Below are 18,466 nucleotides of genomic sequence, written 5' to 3' on the forward strand. Positions count from 1 at the left end.
GGTGGTAAGCCTAACCCGACTGCCCCGGCTGACGCAGACGCGCGGGGGAAAGGTGAGCAAAGCGTGAATGAATCGTCACCTACGGTCGGCGGCGCGCCCGCGAACTGCAAAGTCGGTCATTCGACGAGGTTGGCGCGAACCTCTTCAATTCGCCCAAGCACCTTCGCCCGTAGGTCCTGCGGCACCGGGTCGCAGCCACAGCTCTTGTGCACGAGCTTCTTGACCGACTCTTCCAGGCCGTACTCCCGCAGGCAGGGACCGCACTCGTCGAGGTGCTGCCGGATGTCGGAGCATCCGTGCTCGTCCAGCTCGCCGTCGAGGTAGGAGTAGATACGGGCGAGGACCTCCGTGCAGGGGGTCTCGTGAGGCTTTCCGCAGCTCATTTCGCCACCTCACCGGGGTGCGCGAGGGTCCGGCCGCTCATACGGAGTCCTCCTTGCGCCCGGACCCGTTCGCGCGGGCCAGCCCGCGCTCACGCGCGTAGTCTTCGAGCATCGACCTCAGCTGCCGCCGTCCACGGTGCAGCCGGGACATCACGGTACCGATAGGAGTGCCCATGATGTCGGCGATCTCCTTGTACGCGAAGCCTTCGACGTCCGCGAAGTAGACCGCCATCCGAAAGTCCTCGGGCAGCGCCTGCAGTGCCCGCTTCACGTCGGAGTCGGGAAGATGCTCCAGGGCCTCCGACTCGGCGGACTTCAGGCCGGTCGAGCTGTGCGACTCGGCGCGCGCCAACTGCCAGTCCTCGATCTCCTCCGACGCCGACTGCTTCGGCTCCCGCTGCTTCTTGCGGTAGGAGTTGATAAAGGTGTTGGTGAGGATCCGGTAAAGCCAGGCCTTGAGGTTGGTGCCCTCCTGGAACTGGTGGAAGGACCCGAACGCCTTGGCGAACGTCTCCTGCACCAGGTCCTCCGCGTCCGCGGGGTTGCGCGTCATGCGCAGCGCGGCGGAATACAGCTGGTCGAGAAACGGAAGCACGTCGCGCTCGAAGCGCCGACTGCGTTGCTCCAGAGTCTCCACTGCCTCGGGTACCTGACCCACCCCCTCCGTCGCGCGGGTGCCGGCCTCTGGACCAGCACCGAAACCATACGCTCCAGACGATAGCGGGTGCACCACCGACGCATCGCGTCGGTCCGCCAGCAAGACGGCCATCATCACCTCGAACTTTCGCAGGCCAGTGTCCGTTATGACGCTGTGCAACGCGCCACGCGCCCACGGGATTCCCAGGAGCGGGGGAATGCTCCGGCACACCGGCATGAAGTGTGAGCTCGTACCGCCAACAGGGAAGGATTGGGAGAAATGCATCCCCGAGGAGCCGCCGTGCTGTCCATTCCGGCGAAGCATCCCGCGGTCGGCGAGTCCGAGTCGCTCGCGAGCTACTGGACGTTCTACTGGGCCGTGGCGGCCGCGCAGCTGTCCCGGTGGCTGCCCCGCCGGCCGTCACGGGTGCTCGACCTGTCCGGGCCCCAGACCCGCTACGCCGACCAGGTGGCGCACGCGGGTCACACCGTGGTCGAGGTCCGCGACGCTCCTCGCGGCACGCCACAGCCCCGGCTCACCCGCACGATCGTCGGAGAGGCGTCCTCGCTCGGGTTCCTCTCCCCCGGTTCGTTCGACGCCGTCGTGGCCGAGGGACGCATGCTGTCGCGCCACCTGGTCACCGAGAACGTCGTCGCGGAGATCGCCCGCGTGCTGCGCCCCGGCGGCCGGGTGCTGCTGAGCGTGGACTCCCTCGTCCTGGGCATGGCCATCCTGGCGGAGCAGAACTACTGGGCCCACCTGTCGGACGTGCCGCGCTCGGAGGTCATGCTGGTGCCCTGGCCGGACGGCACGATCACCCGGTGCTTCGGCGTCGAGCAGCTACGCGACCTGCTCACCGAGTGCGACCTGGAGGTCGAGTGGATCCGGCCGCGCACGGCCCTGTCGCCGTCGACCGTGGAGCACGTGCTGAAGACCAGCCCCGAGTCGCTCCCCCGTCTCGTACGGGCGGAGCTGACCGCGCCCCAGGCCGACGAACCGGTCGGCATCCACCTCGTCGCCAGCGCGATCAAGAAGGCCGGCCGGCGTCCGTCTCCCTAGCGGCGGAGCCGGGCGTGCTTTCCCTGGCAGGCGACGCAGCGGGACGCCTCGGGACGGGCCTCCAGACGGCCTTCGGAGATCTGCAGGCCGCAGTCCACGCATTTGCCGTACGTGCCCTCGTGGGCGCGGGCGAGCGCCGCGAGCACCTCGGCACGCTGGCGGCGCAACGCCGCGAGGGCGGCGTCGACCCGGTCGGTGTCCGACAGGCTGGCGCCCGCGTCGGCCGTGTGGTGTTCGGCCTCCGGGTGCTCCCCCTGCACGGCCGTGATCGACCGTTCGAGGTCGGCGAGCATCTCATCGAGGCGCTTGCGCGCGGTGTCCAGAGCCATGCGCACCTCCGACACGTGGTCAGAAGAGAGTGAGGGGAGATACTGAAGAAGTACCCATTCGGGGCAGCGGTCTGACCAGTTCCGGGCCGTTATTTGCCACCTTGTTCACGGCGGTGGACACCGGGTACGACTCGAGTCGCCCCTCCGCGGCCGGGACGAGCAGCGACCGGACCTCGTCGGGGTCGGTCAGCGCCGGGTCCAGCCACGCGTCGAACCGGTCCGGCTCCACCAGCATCGGCATCCGGTCGTGGATGCGGCCCAGGTCGTCGGTCGCCTCGGTGGTCAGGATCGTGCAGCTGAGCAGCCGCCCGCCGGGGGCGTCCGGTGACCGCCACACCGCGTACAGCCCGGCCATCACCAGGATGCCCCCGTCGGCGGGGCGGATGAAGTGCGGCTGCTTGACGCCGTCACCGGTCACCTGCCACTCGTAGTAGCCGTCGGCCGGGACGACGCAGCGGTGCAGCGCGAACGACCGCCGGAACGCGGGCTTCTCGTGCGCGGTCTCGACCCGGGCGTTGATCATCCGGGCACCGATCGAGACGTCCTTGGCCCAGAACGGCACCAGCCCCCAGCGCGCGATGTGCAACTCACGCAGGTCACGCCCGGCCGGTTCCTCACCTTCGGTCGCACCGACCGCCCGGCCACCGCCGGCGTACTCGGGACTCGTCCGCCCCTCACTCGCCCGGCGCGCGGATCGCTCGTCGTCCCGTACTCCGCTCCCCGCGTAGCCCCCACTCGCGCCGGCCGGTCGCGTCCGCTCCCCACTCACTCCGCTCGCCGCGGCGGTGCCGCCCGCGTTCGGTGGTCGCGTCCACTCGTCGCTCATTCCGCTCGCCGCGTCGCTCGGGCCCGCATTCGCTGGTCGCGTCCGCTCCTCACCCGCTCCGCGGACGGCTCGTGCCTCACCGCCCACTCCACTCGCCGCGTCGCTGCCGCTTCGGCGGGTCAGGATCACCGGCACCGGCTTGGTCGGGGCGACGTTGTAGTCCGGTTCGAGATCGTCCGCCTCGTCACCGTCGACGCCGAAGAAGTCGACGAGCTCCTGGCGCCCCCGCGTGGACGCGTACCGACCGCACATCGCCCGGTGCTCTCCTCTCTCCCCGCTCCATCTCAGGAACCGCGCTTGACCGCGCCTTCGATGGGCATGACCGGTGTTATGCAGATCATCAGGACCATCGCGCGCCCGCTCGTCGCGGCGCCATTCATGGTCACCGGACTCGAGACATTGCGCAATCCGGCTCCCCGCGCGGAGAAGGTGGCCCCTGTTCTCAAGCCGCTCGCCGACCGGGTGGCCTGGCTGCCGTCCAAGGATCCGGAGACGCTCGTACGGATCCAGGGCGCGATCGGGCTCGGCGCCGGTGCGCTGTTCGCCCTCGGCAAGTTCGAGCGCCTCACGACGCTCCTGCTCGCGGCGGAGGTGGTGCCCGCGCTGCTCACCGAGCACCAGTTCTGGAAGGAGGACGACCCCGAGCGTCGCGGCGTCGAACGCGCCCTCATGCTGAAGAACGCGGGGCTGTTCGGCGTGCTGCTGTACGCCGCCGCGGCACCGAGCCGGCACCGCCCGGTCAAGGCGGCCAAGACGAACCTTCGCGAGGCCCGCCTGCAGGCGGCCGTCGCCAAGGCCGAGGCCGGCCGTAGGGCCGAACGCGTCCGCCGCAAGGCGGCCAAGCGCGCCGCCCACGCCCAGCGCCGTGCGGTGAAGATCGGCCGCTGAGAGACCGCCCGCGAGCCCCACGCCCACGGCGCGGGCTCCCGGGGCGGCCTCCGGCCGCGACCACCTCCATCCCGTGACGGAGTATCAGCGCGGCGCAGTGACTCACGCCCCAGCGACGCGGACTCACGCACGAACGCCGAACAGGGGGGCCTGATCCATGCGACGGACGATCACCGCCGTCCCGGGCTCCACGACCACCGCCGGCCTCACGGGCCGTGCGTGACACTCACCGACGTCACGCACGATCAGTCCTTCCCCGGGCACCACGCAGGCTCACGGGCCGACCGCGAGCATGAGGACCTCCTCTGACGGACGATCAGCGCCGCCCACCCACACCCCACGACGGGATCACGGGCGATTCGGGCATGACGACCTCACGGAGGTCACGCGCGATCGGCGCCATCCGGCGAGCCCCGTCCAACGGCGCGGCTCACGAGCGGTACCGGAGCACGAAAACCTCACCCCTATCTCATGCACCGCATGCCCTGCGACGTGGGCTCACGAGAGGTCCCCGAGCATGACGACCTCCCCCGTCTCATAGGCGTCCATGCCCCCCTGCGCCACCGCACACCCCGCGACGGGGGCTCACGGGAGGTCGCCGAGCATGACGACCTCATCCATATGCCGGAGGATCGGCTCGGCGCCGGGGATGGCCGCCTGGTGGGTGATCAGGAGCAGGGTCCGGTCCTTCGCCGCCGTCAGCACGTCCCGCTCGGTGACCGGGTCCTCCAGGATCAGGATCGGGACGTCGGCGAGCAGGGCCCGTGCCAGCGCGAGACGTTGCCGGTCCGCGCCGGCGATGGTCTCCTCGTTCACAGCAGTGTCCGGCGGGAGCGTCAGCCCCGCGCGCCGCAGCGCGTCGGCGACCTCCTCCTCGTCCGCGTCCGGCCGGGCCGCCCGTACGTTCGCCGCGACCGTGGCCGGCGACACCCGCGTGTCGCGGGCGCACAGGCCGATGACCCGCCGGACGTCCTCCCCGGCCAGGTCGCGCAGCTCCACTCCACCCAGCGTCACCGTGCCCTCGTAGTCGATGAACCGGAGCAGGACCGCTGCCAGGGCCGAGGTGCCGACCCGCCCGGCGCCGACCAGTGCCAGCCGCCGCCCGGCCGGCAGGACCAGCTCGGTGTCGCCGAGCCCCACGATCTCCCCGTCCGGCCACTGGACGCGCAGGTCCGCGACGCGCAGGTCGTACGGCCCCGGCGGCAGCGGCAGCGTCTCCCGCGCCTCGACGTCGTGTGCTACTGGAACCTGTGTGACCACTGTCGCCTCCCGTCTCCGCTGAGAGGCCACCCGGCGCCCACGCCGCACCGGAGGTCTCTGCGGTCACGCTAGAGCGAGGGTCCGACAGTTCACCCGGCGATCTACCACCTCATTCCGTGGTCACGACCGTCACGGCACCTCGGCGTTCCGCAAGATCTCACCCCTTCTCCGGCCGGTACCCTTCATTCATGCCTCAGATGTGGTCCGCACCCGCGGCGGACGGTCCGGTCGACGCGCTGGTCTCGCTGCCGGGCTCCAAGTCGATGACCAACCGCGCGCTGATCCTCGCCGCGCTCTCCGACGGTGAGTCACTCGTACGCCGGCCGCTGCGCAGCCGCGACACGGTGCTCATGGCCGGAGCGCTGCGCGCGCTCGGCGTGTCCGTGGACGACGCGGGCGCGGACTGGCGGATCGTGCCGGGTGAGCTGCGCGGGCCCGCGACCGTCGACGTCGGCCTGGCCGGCACGGTCATGCGGTTCGTGCCGCCCGTCGCGGCCCTGGCCACCGGCGAGATCCACTTCGACGGCGACCCGTACGCCCGCAAGCGGCCGATGGGCACGATCCTGGCCGCGCTGCGGACCCTCGGCGCGGACGTCGACGGCGACGCCCTGCCGTTCACCGTGCGCGGCACGGGGGCGGTGCCGGGCGGCTCGGTGACGATCGACGCGTCCGGTTCGTCGCAGATGGTCTCCGGTCTGCTGCTGGCCGCGCCTCGTTACGGCAAGGGCGCGGAGGTACGCCACGAGGGCCCGCCCGTACCCTCGGGCGCGCATCTGACGATGACCGTGCGGATGCTGCGCGACGCCGGCGCCACCGTGGAGACCGAGCCCGACGTGTGGCGGGTCCAGCCGAGCACGCTGCACGCCGGTGAGATCGACATCGAACCCGACCTGTCCAACGCCGCGCCGTTCCTCGCCGCGGCCCTGGTCTCCGGGGGCCGGGTCACCGTACGCGACTGGCCGGCCGAGACGACGCAGCCCGGTGACGAGCTACGGCACCTGCTGGCCGCGATGGGCGCCTCGGTGTCGTACGAGGACGGCGACCTGACCGTACGCGGCGGCGCCGTCCACGGCATCGACGCCGACCTCGGTGACGTCAACGAGCTGAGCTGCGTGATCGCCGCCCTCGCGGCGTTCGCCGACGGTCCCTCACGGCTGCGCGGCATCGCGCACATGCGCGGGCACGAGACGGACCGGCTGGCCGCGCTCACGGCGGAGATCAACGGCCTCGGCGGCGACGTGCGCGAGCACCCCGACGGCCTGGAGATCCGGCCCCGGCCGCTGCACGGCGGCGTCTTCCACACCTACGACGACCACCGGATGGTGATGGCGGGCGCCGTGCTCGGCCTGGGCGTGCCGGGCGTCGAGGTGGAGAACCTCGCGACGGTGGGCAAGACGCTGCCTGAATTCGGCGAGCTGTGGGCGGAGATGCTGCGTTAGGCATGGCGCGCGATTGGGCGAGGCTCGACGAGGATGACGTACGGGTGCGTCCGGGCCGCGGCTCCCGGCCACGTACCCGTCGCCGTCCCGCGCACGATGACGCGGTCGGCGGCTTCGTGCTGGCGGTGGACCGCGGCCGTTACACCTGTCTCGTGGACGAACGCCCCGTGACGGCGATGCGGGCGCGGGAGCTGGGGCGCAAGAGCGTCGTCGTCGGTGACCGGGTCCGCCTCGTCGGCGACGTGTCGGGCCGTCCGGACACGCTGGCACGCGTCGTCGCCATCGAGCCGCGGACCTCGACCCTGCGCCGTACCGCCGACGACAGCGACCCCGTGGAGCGGGTCATCGTCGCCAACGCCGACAACCTGGTCATCGTCACCGCCCTGGCCGACCCGCCGCCCCGCCCCCGGATGATCGACCGTTGCCTGGTCGCCGCGTTCGACGCGGGCCTGGCGCCGGTGCTCTGCCTCACCAAGGCCGACCTGGCCGCGCCGGACGCGCTGGAGGAGATGTACGCGCCGCTCGGCGTCACCTACGTCGTCACCCGCAAGGACCGGCCGGTCGACGACCTGCGCGCCCACCTGGCCGGCCGGATGAGCGTGCTGGTCGGCCATTCGGGTGTCGGCAAGTCGACGCTGGTCAACGCCCTGGTTCCGGACGCCGAGCGGGCGGTGAGCGCGGTCAATCCGGTGACCGGGCGGGGCCGGCACACGTCCTCGTCGGCGATCGCGCTCGCCCTGCCGGACGGCGACGGCTGGATCATCGACACGCCGGGGGTGCGCAGCTTCGGCCTCGCACACGTCAAGCCGGACGACGTGCTGGCGGCGTTCCCGGACCTGATCGAGGGCGACGCGGAGTGCCCGCCGCACTGCACCCACGTGCAGGACGACTGTGCCCTGGACGCCTGGGTGGCGGCGGGCAACGCCGACCCCTCGCGCCTGGACTCGCTGCGCCGGCTGCTGCTGAGCCGCGACACCGACGAGGCCTGAGGGCCCGGCGCGCCGCAGTGACCCGTCGGCGCCGTTGACGACGGGTCACAACCGAGAGGACAGCAGAAGTCGGCCGCGACTCGCAACAGTGCACACGCGATCTGGACGATTTGCTGATCTTTGATCTATATCGCGATTAATGTCTGGTCAGATCGCCCAGTGGGCCGTACGGGCTCCGCGGAACGCCGCTCACCGGCCCGGCCGCCGAAGATCTTGGCGCGTTCGCCGGGCCGGTCTGTCTGTGCACGCCTCTGTCGCGATAGCGTTGCACGCCGTGGCGGACTATTCGGATGACCTACGCCTTGCACATGTCATGGCGGACGCGGCCGACGATGTCGCCACGCGCCGGTTTCGTGCCCTCGACCTGCGCGTCGAGACGAAACCCGACCTCACCCCCGTGACCGACGCCGATCGCATGGTCGAAGAGAGCCTGCGCAACACGCTGAAGCGCGCGCGGCCCCGTGACGCGGTGCACGGCGAGGAGTACGGCCGCACCGGCTACGGCCCGCGCTGCTGGGTGATCGACCCGATCGACGCCACGAAGAACTACGTACGCGGCGTACCGGTCTGGGCGACGCTGATCGCGCTGATGGAGGGCGACGACCCGGTGGTCGGGCTCGTGTCCGCCCCGGCGCTCAACCGCCGCTGGTGGGCCGCTCGCGGCGGCGGCGCGTGGACGGGGCGCAGCCTCGCCAAGGCCACCCGCTGCCGGGTCTCCGGAGTGACCGACCTGCCGGACGCGTCGTTCTCCTTCTCCAGCCTCACGGGGTGGGAGGAGCAGCGGCGCCTGGACGGGTTCTTGGACCTCACCCGCACCGTCTGGCGCGCCCGGGCCTTCGGCGACTTCTGGTCGCACGTGATGGTCGCCGAGGGGGTCGTGGACGCGTCCGCCGAACCCGAGGTGTCGCTGTGGGACGTGGCGGCCCTCCAGGTCATCGTGGAAGAGGCCGGCGGCGTCTTCACGGACCTGGCCGGCGTGCCGACCCCCGACGGCGGCAGCGTCGTGTGCACCAACGGTCTCCTGCACGCGGCGGTGCTGGAGAAGCTCGGCGGCGGCCCGGTCATGCGCAGAGTCTGACGCTTTCCGTCGACACGATATATCTTGTGGTTGGAGGAACAGCGGCGACCTGCCCGCTCGTTCTCCTAGCGAAGTCCACGGAACGGAGAAGATCGTGGGACGCACCGGATACGTCGTCGTCGGGGTCATCGTTGCACTGATCGCCTTCATCCTGCTGCCCGGGTGGGTCAAGCTGCTCGGCGTGCTGCTGCTCGTCGGCGTGCCGGCGGCGGGATACCTCATGCTCGACCCGTCACAGCGCCGCCGCCTCCGCGGGCAGGCCCGCAAGCGGATCGGCTGACCGCACCTCCCGACCGCCCCGTCGACCCTCGGGGCGGTCCTCAGGTCGTCGCGTGGTTCGGCAGGGTCCGTACGTCGGGGACGGCCAGCACGGCGAGCGTCGCGGCGAGGATGACCGCGCCGTTCAGCGCGACGGCCCCGCCGAGCCCCAGGCCGGCCATCGCCGGTCCGGCCAGGGTCTGGCCGAGCGGGTTGACGACGAACGAGCCGAGCGAGTCGTACGCGTAGACCCGCGACAGCGCCTCGGGCGGCACATTGTGCTGGACCACGGTGTCCCACTGCACGCCGAAGACCTCGAACCCCACGCCGGCGGTGAACGCCGCCGCCAGCACGACCGGCACCGGCGCCGCCACGGCCAGCGCGAAGAGCACCGGCACGCCGGCCAGCACGCCGTACGTCGCGAGCAGCAGCGGCCGGCGCGGACGGTGCCACAGCGCCGACAGCCCGCCCGCCATGAACCCGGCCGCCTCGGACGCGACGACGAGCCCCCAGGCCGTCGCGCCGCCCAGCTCACGCTTGGCGACCAGCGGCCCGAGCACGTTGAATCCGCCGGCGAACGCCGCGTTCACGAACGCGAACTGCACCACGATCGTCCACAGCCACGTACGCGACCGGAACTCCCGCCAGCCGCTCCTGAGCTCGCCCAGCACGCCCGTACGCGGCAGGGCGACGCGAGGAAGGGCGAGCCGGCCGAAGAACACCGCCGCCGCCGCGAAGGTCGCCGCGTCCACCCCGATGGCCCAGCCGGGCCCGCACGCGGCCACGACCACACCGGCCAGCCCCGCGCCCACCACCTTGGCGGCGTTCATGGCGAGGCGCAGCAGGGCGTTCGCGGGCTGGATGAGGGGCGAGGCGACGGTCTGCGGCACCACCCCGAGCGAGGCGGGCCCGAGGAACGCCGCGGCCATCCCGTTCGCGGCCTCCAGGAGCGCCAGCTGCCACACGCGCGCTCCCCCGCCGATCAGCAGGACGGCCGCGACGGTCTGGGTACCGGCCGCGGCCAGGGAGAACGCCACGAGAATGACGTGCCGGGGCAGCCGGTCCGCCCACACGCCGCCCAGCAGGAGCAACCCGACGGTGGGCAGGCTACGCGCGGCCAGCACGATGCCCAGGTCGCTCGCCGAACCCGTCAGGTCGAGCACCGCGAACGCGAGTGCCACCGGAGCCATCGCGTTGCCAAGAAAGGACACCAGCCGGCCAAAGAACAACATGCGAAAACGCCGGGCGGCGAGCGGCCTGAAAGCGGACCTCACAACCTGACGACCCTAGCCTCATGTCCGGCCTCGTACGGCTCGAGGTGCTCGGGGGTCTCGGCGCCGCGGCCGTTTCCGGCGCTGTCGTGTACGGCCGGTTTGGACCGGACTCACCCAAGGGAGCGCCACAGCCGTACGGGATGCGGTCTGACCTGGAGGATTACCCGCCGGGGGTGATTTCTCGTGGCCTCGGACCGGCCGATCTTCATTCTGGGCTGCCCGCGTTCGGGCGGGACGCTGTTGCGGCGCATGCTGCGCGCCCACCCGCGCATCGCGATCCCACCGGAGACACGCCTCCTGCTCGACGCGTACGAGCACCGGGACGCGTACGGCGACCTAAGCCGGCGCGCGAACCGGCAGGCGCTGGCGGAATGGATCGTCGCCGGCGCCGGCACCCGCTTCGACGGCCTGGGCCTGGACGCCCGCGCGGTGGCCGAGGAGATCGTGGCCGGCCCCCCGACCCTGGGATCGGCACTGGAGATCGCCTGGCGCGCGTACGCCCGGAGGCTGGGCAAGCCGCGCTGGGGCGACAAGCGACCGGGATACGTCCAGCACATCGACGCGCTGCTACGCCTGTTCCCGGACGCGCAGCTCGTGCACGTCATCCGCGACGGGCGCGCCTGCGTCGCGGACCTCAAGGGCACCTCGTGGTGGCGCATGGGCGTCTACCACGCGATCGCGACCTGGACCCAGGCGATCGACGCCGGCACGTCCGCCGCCCAACGCCTGCCGTCCTCGGCCTACACGGAGGTGCAGTACGAGCGCCTGGTCACGGATCCGGAGAGCGAACTGCGAAGGCTGTGCACGTTCCTAACGGAGGACTACGCACCGGAAATGGCGACACAGCGCCCGGAGCCGCCGGCAGAGGCTCGACTGGAGCCGTGGGAACGCGAACTGTGCGAGACCGTGATGAACGAACGACTGCGTGCGTACGGGTACGAGCCGGCTGAGGCCGCACGCCCGGCCACCCGACACCTGGCCCGGTACGCGACCATCACCGCCCACCGCCGCCTGGCCGCCCGGAAACGCGCCGTCCTGGACGCCCACCTCCGCGCCGCCGAGCCCCAGCCTGTGGCCTCCTGCCTGAGCTGACGCCCCCGCCGCGGACACCGGCCCGAACGGCCACTCATGGGATGTGTGCCCGACCACCCGGCACTGGTTAAAGCCGACGAACCGCGGTCGCTGAACGAGGACGGAGCGTCCGCGTACGGCCAGGCACCGGTGGGCGATGATCGCCGCATAGGTGGTCAAGTACTGGGCGGCCAGGCGGCGGGAGGTGACCGCCGCGTAGGCCACAGCGGCGATGCCGTTCATCGATGAAACCGCCGCCACCCATCGACCTCGCCGCACCTGGTCCCCCAGCCCCAAGGGGAGGCTCTGGAAGGGACGAAACGAGGCAGTCCCAGACCGGGAGAGGGCAAGGCCCGAAGAGAGCGATACCCGCAGAGGACGAGACCCGACGAGAGCAGGACCCGGAAAGGGCAACGCTCGGACGGGGACAGGGCCCGGCCGGGGACGGGACAAGCCGCTCGTTTCGATGGGGTGGTCGGTCCGGGACAGCAGTCTGACTGAGGAGCGTGGATGCGTCCTGCGGGGTACAGGCGCCCGGCGGTCGAGGTCGAGGGTGAGTCCAAGCTCGGCGAGCCGGATGCGGGCGGGGAGGCTGGCAGGTGTGCTGTCGGCCGTCACGAGGTCATGTCGCCCCCAGAGTGAGCCGGCCCGCAAGGAGGCAAGGCCCAAGGGGCCGAAGGCTCAGGGGAAGCGGAGCCCGAAGAGCGGGAGCCAGGAAGGCAATGCCTGAAGGGTCAAAGTCCCGGGGAAGCGGAGCCGAAGAGCCAAGACCGGGAGAAGGCAAGACCCGAAGAGCCCCAGCCAGAAGAGAAGGCGAGGCCCAAAGGGCCAAAAGCCGGGAGGAAGCGGAACCCTGAGAACCGAAAAACGTGAGGAAGCAGAGCCCGAAGAGCCGAAGGCCGACTGGAAGCAGAGCCCGGAGAACCGGAGTTCGGGGAAAGCGGAACCCGGAGCCGAAGGCGGAGTGGAAGCGGAGCCCGGAGAACCGAAGCCAGGAAAACGCAGAGCCCAAAGGACCCGAACCAACGACAAGACGAGACCCGAAGTGCCGCAAGGCCGAGAGAAGGCGAGGCCCGAAGGGCCAATGCCGGGAAGCCGGGAAGCCGGGAAGCCGGGAAGCCGGGAAGCCGGGAAGCCGGGAAGCCGGGAAGCCGGGAAGCCGGGAAGCCGGGAAGCCGGGAAGCCGGGAAGCCGGGAAGCCGGGAGACCGGGAGACCGGAAGACCGGAAGACCAGGAGACCAGGAGACCAGGAGACCAGGAGACCAGGAGACCGGAAGACCGGGAGACCGGAAGACCGGGAGACCCGGAGACCGGAAGACCGGGAGACCCGGAGACCGGGAAGCCGGGAGGCCCGAAGGGCCAATGCCGGAAGGCCGGAAGGCCGGGAAGCCGGAAGGCCGAGAGAAGGCGAGGCCCGAAGGGCCAATGCCGGGGGGCGTGGGGGGCATCCCCCCACACCGGGGGCTCCGGGGGTCGCCCCCCGGAAGAAATGCGAAGAGCCCGACCGGGAAGCAACCCCCCGAAGGGAGTTGCGACCAGGCCGGGCCCCAGCTCGTAGCGGGGGTAGGATTTGAACCTACGACCTCTGGGTTATGAGCCCAGCGAGCTACCGAACTGCTCCACCCCGCGTCGCGTTGTGTCTTTACTCTATGGGTACTCCGCCCCCTATGCAAATCGATACCGCTACCTGCTGGGCTTCGGCGTCGGGGCGGGTGTGGCCGGTGGGGTCGATGAGCCGCTCGACACCGACGGCGACGCGCTGGCCGACGGGGTCGGCTTGCTCTGGTCGCGTAGCTTGGCGAGCTGGTCCAGGGCGGCCTTGAGCTGCTTCTGCGCCTCCCCGTACGCCGCCCAGTCTCCCTTCGCCAAGGCGTTCTGCGCGTCGCTGTACGCCTTGTTCGCGGCTTCGATGGCGGCGCGTACGTCCTCCGACGACTGCAGCGGCGGGCCGGTCGGGGTCGTGACGCCTCCGCCCTTGAGGACCTGGTTCAGGGCGTCCTCCAGGGTCGCGCCGAAGCCGATGTCGTTCCCGTACGAGACGATCACCCGTTTCAGTAGCGGGTAGGAGCCGGCTCCCTTGTTGGCCTGGAGATAGACGGGTTCGACGTACAAGAAGCCTCCACCGAACGGCAGTGTCAGAAGGTTGCCGCTCACCGTCCTCGATCCGGGTCCGCGCAGCAGCGTGAGCTGCTGGGACACGGTCGGATTGTTCTCGAAGGTGTTCTTGACCTGTTCGGGTCCAGGGGTCACCTGGCTGCGCGGCACCTGGAGGATACGGATCTGACCGTACGTGCGGCTCGTCGGCACGCTGTCGACGGCCATGAAGGCGGTGAGATTGGTGGCCTTGCCGCGGGGCACGAACGTCGAGGTCAGGGCGAAGCCCGGGGTGGTCTGGTCGGGCATCTTGACGCTCAGGTAGTACGGAGGTGCGAGGACGCCCTCGCCGGAGGGGTCGTTCGGGACCGCCCAGAAGTCCTGTCCGCTGTAGTACGCCTGCGGGTTCTCGACGTGGTAGGTGGCGAGGATCTGCCGCTGCACCTTGAACAGGTCCTCGGGGTAGCGCAGGTGCGCCATCAGGTCGGCGGGGATGGCCGTGCGCGGCTTGACGGTGCCCGGGAACGCCTTCATCCACGTCTTGAGGATCGGGTCGGAGTCGTCCCAGGCGTACAGGGTGACGGTGCCGTCGTACGCGTCGACCGTCGCCTTCACGGAGTTGCGGATGTAGTTGATGCGGTCGCCGGCCTGTGCGGCGACGGACACGCGCGTTTCGGTGTTGGTGTCTCTCGTGGCGTCGGCGAGGCTGGTTCGCTCGGAGTAGGGATAGTCGCTCGCCGTGGTGTAGCCGTCGACGATCCACTTGATCCGGCCGTCGACGACGGCGGGGTACGGGTTGCCGTCGACCTTGAGCCACGGCGCGGCCTTCTGCACCCGCTCGCGCGGGGAGCGGTCGTACAGGATCCGTGAGTGGGAGTTGATCGCCCCGGACAGCAGGAGGTTCTTCTCCTTGAAGCGGATGGCGTAGAGCGTCCGGTCGAACAGGGAGCCGATGGGCACGCCGCCCTTGCCGGCGTAGGAGTTGTTGTGCTGGCCGCTGGCGCTCTTGTCGTCGGGGTAGTCGAGTTCGCGGTCGCCGGTTCCGCCGACGATGGAGTACGAGGGGGAGCGCTCGCCGAAGTACACGCGCGGCTGGGTGATGCCGAGCGCGCCCGACGGCGGGATGTCCTTCTCGGTGAAGGCGGGGGCGCCCTGGGCGTCGACCTGGTTGCCGGGGGCCGCCACGAAGCCGTAGCCGTGCGTGTAGACGAGGTGGCTGTTGATCCAGTTGGCCTGGCCGGCGGGCGGCCCGTCCACCTCGCGGACGGCGACGACGGTGTCGCGCAGCGCGTTGCCGTCGGTGGGGTCGGGGTACCGGTCGATGTCGAGCGGGTCGGGGAACTTGTAGAAGCCCTTGATCTGCTGGAGCTGCTGGTACGTCGGTGAGACCACGGCCGGGTCGAGCAGGCGCACGTTGGGCAGGGTCGAGGTCTCCTGCTTGGCCTGGTCCGCGGAGAGCTTGGCGTTCGGGGTGTAGTCGGTGACCGTGGTGTCGTCGACGTCGTACGCCGCGCGGGTGGCGGTGATGTTGCGCCCGATGTACTTGGCCTCTTTGTCAGCCTCGCTCGGTTTGACGTGGAAGGTCTGGATCAGCAGCGGGAACACTCCGCCGATGAGGATGGCCGAGAGCACCAGCAGGCCGAAGGCCATGCCCGGCAGCATGGCGCCCCGGCGGACGAAGGTGGCGAAGAACATCAGCGCGCAGATCAGGGCGATCACGGCGAGGATGGTCTTGGCGGGCAGCACCACGTTGACGTCGGTGTAGGACGGGCCGGTGACCACACCGCGTTCGGAGTGGGCCAGGCCCCACCGGTCGAACCAGTACGCCACGGCCTTGAGTAGCACGAACACGCCGAACAGCACCGACAGGTGCACGCGGGCGGCCGTGCTGACCCGCTCCCCCTCCCCCTGCACGCGCACGCCGCCGTACAGGTAGTGCACGATCAGCGAGGCGATGAAGGTCAGGATCACCGCGGTGAACAGGTAGTCGAGGACGATCCGCAGCAGCGGATACGTGAACACGAAGAACGAGATGTCCTTGTGGAACTGCGGATCCTTGATACCGAACGGCTGGCGGTTGAGGAACGCCAGCCAGATGCGCCACTGGCCGGCGGCGGCCGACGCGGTGAGCAGGCCGATCAGGCCGAGGATCGCGATGAGGATGATCCGCCGGTGGGGGTCCACGACGCCGCGGTAGCGGTCGAGGCCCTGCTGTTCGACGGACGAGGGCCGGTACGCGGGCCGGAGCCGGTAGGCCGTCACGATGTTGGCGCCGAGCAGCACGACCATGATCAGGCCGCCGGAGAAGAACAGGAGGACCCGGGTGGTGATCTGCTTGGTGTAGACCGAGGAGAAGCCGACGGAGCGATACCAGAGCACGTCCGTCCAGATCGCGGTGAACGCGAGGAAGGCCGCGACGAGGATCACGAGGGTCAGGATCACGGGCAGCATGAGCCGTGATCGGCTCATGCTGACTCGGCCGCTGAAGTTCGGGCTCCGGAAGCTCACGACCGTCCCCCTTCGCCGGGTGTCTGTGAAGGCAACTTACCGAGGCATCCCCGGGTTCCCGTACACGACCGGCCACCTCCGGCGAAAACACCCGTGCGGACGGTGAAAAAATAGACCGGTGCGCCCATTGGAAGAGCTCGTAGTCGAACTCGAACGCCATGTCGCCGGAGCCGGCTGGGATGCCGCGCCGCGTCTCTACGCTCTGGTCGAAGCCCCCGAACTGCACGCGAACGAGCCGGATCTCGCCCGGCGGCTCGGCGTTCCCGATGTCCCCGGCCGGCTGGCCGCGCTGGAGCAGCCCGCTCTGCCCGTCGACAAGCCGGTCGACGACGTCCTCGCGGGCATCGAGTGGCCGGGCGGCGTCGCCGGCTGCGCCCTCGCGGTCGAGCGGATCCTGCTGCCCGAGGGCGCGGAGGACGACATGCCCGACGAGGACCCGACCGGCTGGGCGGCCCGGCATCCGGGCCGGGAGGACGTACGCCTCGTCGTGGGCGTGCTGCGCGACGGCTCTCGGCACTCGGCGATGCGGCTGCGCGGCCATGACAGCGACGATCAGGTGATGTCGGGCCCCGAGCTCGTCCCCGCCCTCGCCGAGGCGCTGGCCGCCACGCTCAGCTGATCACTTCGACGGGCAGGCGGGCACGGCTCCCTGCCCGGTGCGCAGCGCGCCCAGGGCCTGCAGCGCCCCGTGCATGGTGTCGACCCGTACGAGCCGGAGCCCCTTGGGCGCGGAGGCGACGGCGTCGGAGCAGTTCTGCGTGGGCGTGAGGAAGACCGTGGCGCCGGCGTGGCGCGCGGCGACCATCTTCTGCTGGATGCCGCCGATCGGCCCGACCTGACCCTCCGGGGTGATCGTGCCGGTGCCGGCGATGAACTTGCCGCCCGTGAGCTCCTGCGGGGTCAGCTTGTCGTAGATCCCCAGCGAGAACATCAGGCCGGCGCTCGGCCCGCCGACGTCGCCGACGCTGATCTTCACCTGGACGGGGAACTGGAACTTCTCGCGCAGCACCACGCCCACGACGGGCTTGCCGGGAGTGCTCTTGTCCGGGGAGGCGACCGTGGTCACGTCGACGGAGGAGTCCTTGCCCGCGCGCCGGACGGTGAACTTCACCGTCTGTCCCGGCTTGTGCTTGCCGATCACCGCGCTGACCTCGGGGGTCTGCTTGATCTGCGTGCCGTCGACGGCGACGATCTGGTCGCCGGGCCGCAGCTTGCCCGCCGCGGGCAGGCCCTGCTGGACCGAGTCGACGACGACCGTGGTGGTCGTCGGCAGGTGCAGCTCGTGCAGGGCCGCGGCGGTGGCGGCCTCCTGGGAGGTGGCCATCTCCTCGGTGTTCTCCTGCTCGACCTTCTTGGTCGAGACGTTCTTGGGGAAGATGGCCTCTTCCGGCACGATCGCCACGTCGGGGTCGAGCCAGCCGCGCAGGGCGGTGAACAGGTCGATGCGGTTGCCCGGCCCGCCCTGGTACGCGACGGTCACGAAGTTGAGGTGCCCGCTCTTGGGATAGGTCCGGGCGCCGCTGATCTGGATGAGCGGCGTCTTGCCGAGTTGCCCGAGCGTGTTGGTGGTGGGCCCGGGTCGCAGCGCGACGTACGGCACGGGAATGAACGCCCCCACCATGCCCAGTACGAGAATGAGCACGCTCGCGAAGATGAGGGTGGCAGCACGACGGGACATGGCGGAAGCCTACGCGGTCGATCGACCGCCCCGTCGCGCACTGTCGGTGCTGTTCCGCTTCAACGCGTCGAGGAAGCGTTTGAAGTATTCGACCTCTTCGAAACTGCGCCGGAAACGGGGCCGGCGACCCCACATGCGGATGATCGCGCCGACGACCAGCGCGACGGTCACCGGGACGACCCACCACGCCAGAACGGACAAGGGGTGCCACCTCCCGAAAACCGGTCACCACTTACGTAACCGGTATCACGGGCGACAAATCACCCAACGCCCACCCATTCGTCCCCGCCATCGGCAAAGACTTGGTGTTTCCAGATCGGGACCTCGGCCTTGAGATCGTCGATGAGAGTACGGCAGGCCTCGAACGCCTCGGCGCGGTGCGGGCAGGCGGCCGCCACGACCACCGCCAGATCGCCGACGTCGAGGTCGCCCACCCGGTGTACGGCGGCGATGGCGCGCACGTCGTAGTCGGCGGCGACCTTCTCCATCACGACGCGCAGCCGGTCGGCGGCCTGGGGGTGCGCCGTGTAGCCCAGTCCGGACACCGCGCGACGATGGTCCTCGTCGCGCACGGTGCCGACGAAGATCGCCGTGCCGCCCGCGCCCGAGTCGGCGACGGCGGCGAGCACCTCGTCGGCGGACAGCGGCGTGTCACGGAGTTCCGCGAGCCGGATCACGTTCACCTGAGGAACGC

Annotated in this window: 18 protein-coding genes and 1 tRNA gene; 8 read left to right on the forward strand and 11 right to left on the reverse strand. The window is 70.6% G+C overall.

All coding sequences use genetic code 11. The annotated features are described in order from the left end of the window. Positions 1–116: 116 nt before the first annotated feature. Both rsrA and QSK37_RS06810 read right to left on the reverse strand, forming a co-directional pair. Positions 117–383, reverse strand: a complete 267-nt coding sequence (rsrA, locus tag QSK37_RS06805; protein ID WP_285570332.1) for a mycothiol system anti-sigma-R factor — start codon at positions 381–383, stop codon at positions 117–119. A 37-nt stretch (positions 384–420) separates the two neighbouring features. After that, complete coding sequence (locus QSK37_RS06810; protein WP_285570335.1) at positions 421–1,041, reverse strand: sigma-70 family RNA polymerase sigma factor; 621 nt, start codon at positions 1,039–1,041, stop codon at positions 421–423. 258 nt (positions 1,042–1,299) lie between these two features. On the opposite strand from QSK37_RS06810, the gene QSK37_RS06815 reads away from it, so the two are divergent. Next, positions 1,300–2,079 (forward strand): methyltransferase domain-containing protein, encoded by a 780-nt coding sequence (locus QSK37_RS06815; protein WP_285570338.1) that lies wholly within the window; start codon positions 1,300–1,302, stop codon positions 2,077–2,079. On the opposite strand, the gene QSK37_RS06820 is transcribed toward QSK37_RS06815, so the two are convergent. Further along, the gene (locus QSK37_RS06820) at positions 2,076–2,408 is read right to left on the reverse strand and encodes a TraR/DksA family transcriptional regulator (RefSeq protein ID WP_285618336.1); all 333 of its coding nucleotides are present in this window, start codon (positions 2,406–2,408) and stop codon (positions 2,076–2,078) included. The two genes, QSK37_RS06815 and QSK37_RS06820, sit on opposite strands and share 4 nt — an antisense overlap. 19 nt (positions 2,409–2,427) lie before the next feature. Then, a complete protein-coding gene (locus QSK37_RS06825; RefSeq protein ID WP_285618337.1) occupies positions 2,428–3,486 on the reverse strand; it encodes an SOS response-associated peptidase in 1,059 nt (352 codons plus the stop codon). A gap of 78 nt (positions 3,487–3,564) precedes the next feature. Here QSK37_RS06825 and QSK37_RS06830 point away from each other — a divergent pair, with 78 nt between their 5' ends. After that, on the forward strand, positions 3,565–4,122 hold the full coding sequence (locus QSK37_RS06830) for a DoxX family protein (protein WP_285618339.1): 558 nt from the start codon (positions 3,565–3,567) through the stop codon (positions 4,120–4,122). A gap of 585 nt (positions 4,123–4,707) precedes the next feature. Here the strand turns inward: QSK37_RS06830 and QSK37_RS06835 are convergent. Next, complete coding sequence (locus tag QSK37_RS06835; protein ID WP_285618341.1) at positions 4,708–5,382, reverse strand: ATP-binding cassette domain-containing protein; 675 nt, start codon at positions 5,380–5,382, stop codon at positions 4,708–4,710. Positions 5,383–5,570: 188 nt separating this feature from the next. Here QSK37_RS06835 and aroA point away from each other — a divergent pair, with 188 nt between their 5' ends. The 4 genes from aroA (at position 5,571) to QSK37_RS06855 (ending at position 9,168) form a co-directional block, all read left to right on the forward strand. Next, positions 5,571–6,821 carry a 3-phosphoshikimate 1-carboxyvinyltransferase gene (gene aroA / locus QSK37_RS06840; RefSeq protein ID WP_285618345.1) on the forward strand — a complete coding sequence of 417 codons (1,251 nt, stop codon included), beginning with the start codon at positions 5,571–5,573 and terminating at the stop codon, positions 6,819–6,821. Positions 6,822–6,823: 2 nt separating this feature from the next. Further along, on the forward strand, positions 6,824–7,810 hold the full coding sequence (gene rsgA, locus QSK37_RS06845; RefSeq protein WP_285618346.1) for a ribosome small subunit-dependent GTPase A: 987 nt from the start codon (positions 6,824–6,826) through the stop codon (positions 7,808–7,810). Between the two features lie 274 nt (positions 7,811–8,084). Next, complete coding sequence (hisN, locus tag QSK37_RS06850; protein WP_285618347.1) at positions 8,085–8,888, forward strand: histidinol-phosphatase; 804 nt, start codon at positions 8,085–8,087, stop codon at positions 8,886–8,888. Positions 8,889–8,982: 94 nt separating this feature from the next. Continuing rightward, positions 8,983–9,168 carry a hypothetical protein gene (locus QSK37_RS06855; RefSeq protein ID WP_285570360.1) on the forward strand — a complete coding sequence of 62 codons (186 nt, stop codon included), beginning with the start codon at positions 8,983–8,985 and terminating at the stop codon, positions 9,166–9,168. Between the two features lie 40 nt (positions 9,169–9,208). Here QSK37_RS06855 and QSK37_RS06860 read toward each other — a convergent pair whose 3' ends face one another. After that, positions 9,209–10,420, reverse strand: coding sequence for an MFS transporter (locus QSK37_RS06860; RefSeq protein ID WP_285618348.1), 1,212 nt, complete (start codon positions 10,418–10,420; stop codon positions 9,209–9,211). 183 nt (positions 10,421–10,603) lie between these two features. Between QSK37_RS06860 and QSK37_RS06865 the strand changes: the two genes are divergently transcribed. Next, positions 10,604–11,512 carry a sulfotransferase family protein gene (locus QSK37_RS06865; RefSeq protein ID WP_285618350.1) on the forward strand — a complete coding sequence of 303 codons (909 nt, stop codon included), beginning with the start codon at positions 10,604–10,606 and terminating at the stop codon, positions 11,510–11,512. Positions 11,513–13,047: 1,535 nt separating this feature from the next. On the opposite strand, the gene QSK37_RS06870 is transcribed toward QSK37_RS06865, so the two are convergent. Beyond that, positions 13,048–13,121: transfer RNA gene (locus tag QSK37_RS06870), tRNA-Met, on the reverse strand. 54 nt (positions 13,122–13,175) lie between these two features. Continuing rightward, positions 13,176–16,055 (reverse strand): UPF0182 family membrane protein, encoded by a 2,880-nt coding sequence (locus QSK37_RS06875; protein WP_285618352.1) that lies wholly within the window; start codon positions 16,053–16,055, stop codon positions 13,176–13,178. A gap of 157 nt (positions 16,056–16,212) precedes the next feature. On the opposite strand from QSK37_RS06875, the gene QSK37_RS06880 reads away from it, so the two are divergent. Beyond that, positions 16,213–16,713 (forward strand): PPA1309 family protein, encoded by a 501-nt coding sequence (locus tag QSK37_RS06880; protein ID WP_285570372.1) that lies wholly within the window; start codon positions 16,213–16,215, stop codon positions 16,711–16,713. Here QSK37_RS06880 and QSK37_RS06885 read toward each other — a convergent pair whose 3' ends face one another. The 3 genes from QSK37_RS06885 to QSK37_RS06895 are packed head-to-tail and all read right to left on the reverse strand — an operon-like array spanning position 16,714 to position 18,455. Next, complete coding sequence (locus QSK37_RS06885; RefSeq protein ID WP_285570375.1) at positions 16,714–17,772, reverse strand: YlbL family protein; 1,059 nt, start codon at positions 17,770–17,772, stop codon at positions 16,714–16,716. 9 nt (positions 17,773–17,781) lie between these two features. Further along, positions 17,782–17,973, reverse strand: a complete 192-nt coding sequence (locus tag QSK37_RS06890) for a hypothetical protein (protein WP_285570378.1) — start codon at positions 17,971–17,973, stop codon at positions 17,782–17,784. A 59-nt stretch (positions 17,974–18,032) separates the two neighbouring features. After that, positions 18,033–18,455 carry a molybdenum cofactor biosynthesis protein MoaE gene (locus tag QSK37_RS06895; RefSeq protein ID WP_285618355.1) on the reverse strand — a complete coding sequence of 141 codons (423 nt, stop codon included), beginning with the start codon at positions 18,453–18,455 and terminating at the stop codon, positions 18,033–18,035. Positions 18,456–18,466 lie beyond the last annotated feature (11 nt).

Origin of the sequence: Actinoallomurus iriomotensis, from assembly GCF_030269445.1 — a bacterium.
Lineage (GTDB): Bacteria > Actinomycetota > Actinomycetes > Streptosporangiales > Streptosporangiaceae > Actinoallomurus > Actinoallomurus iriomotensis.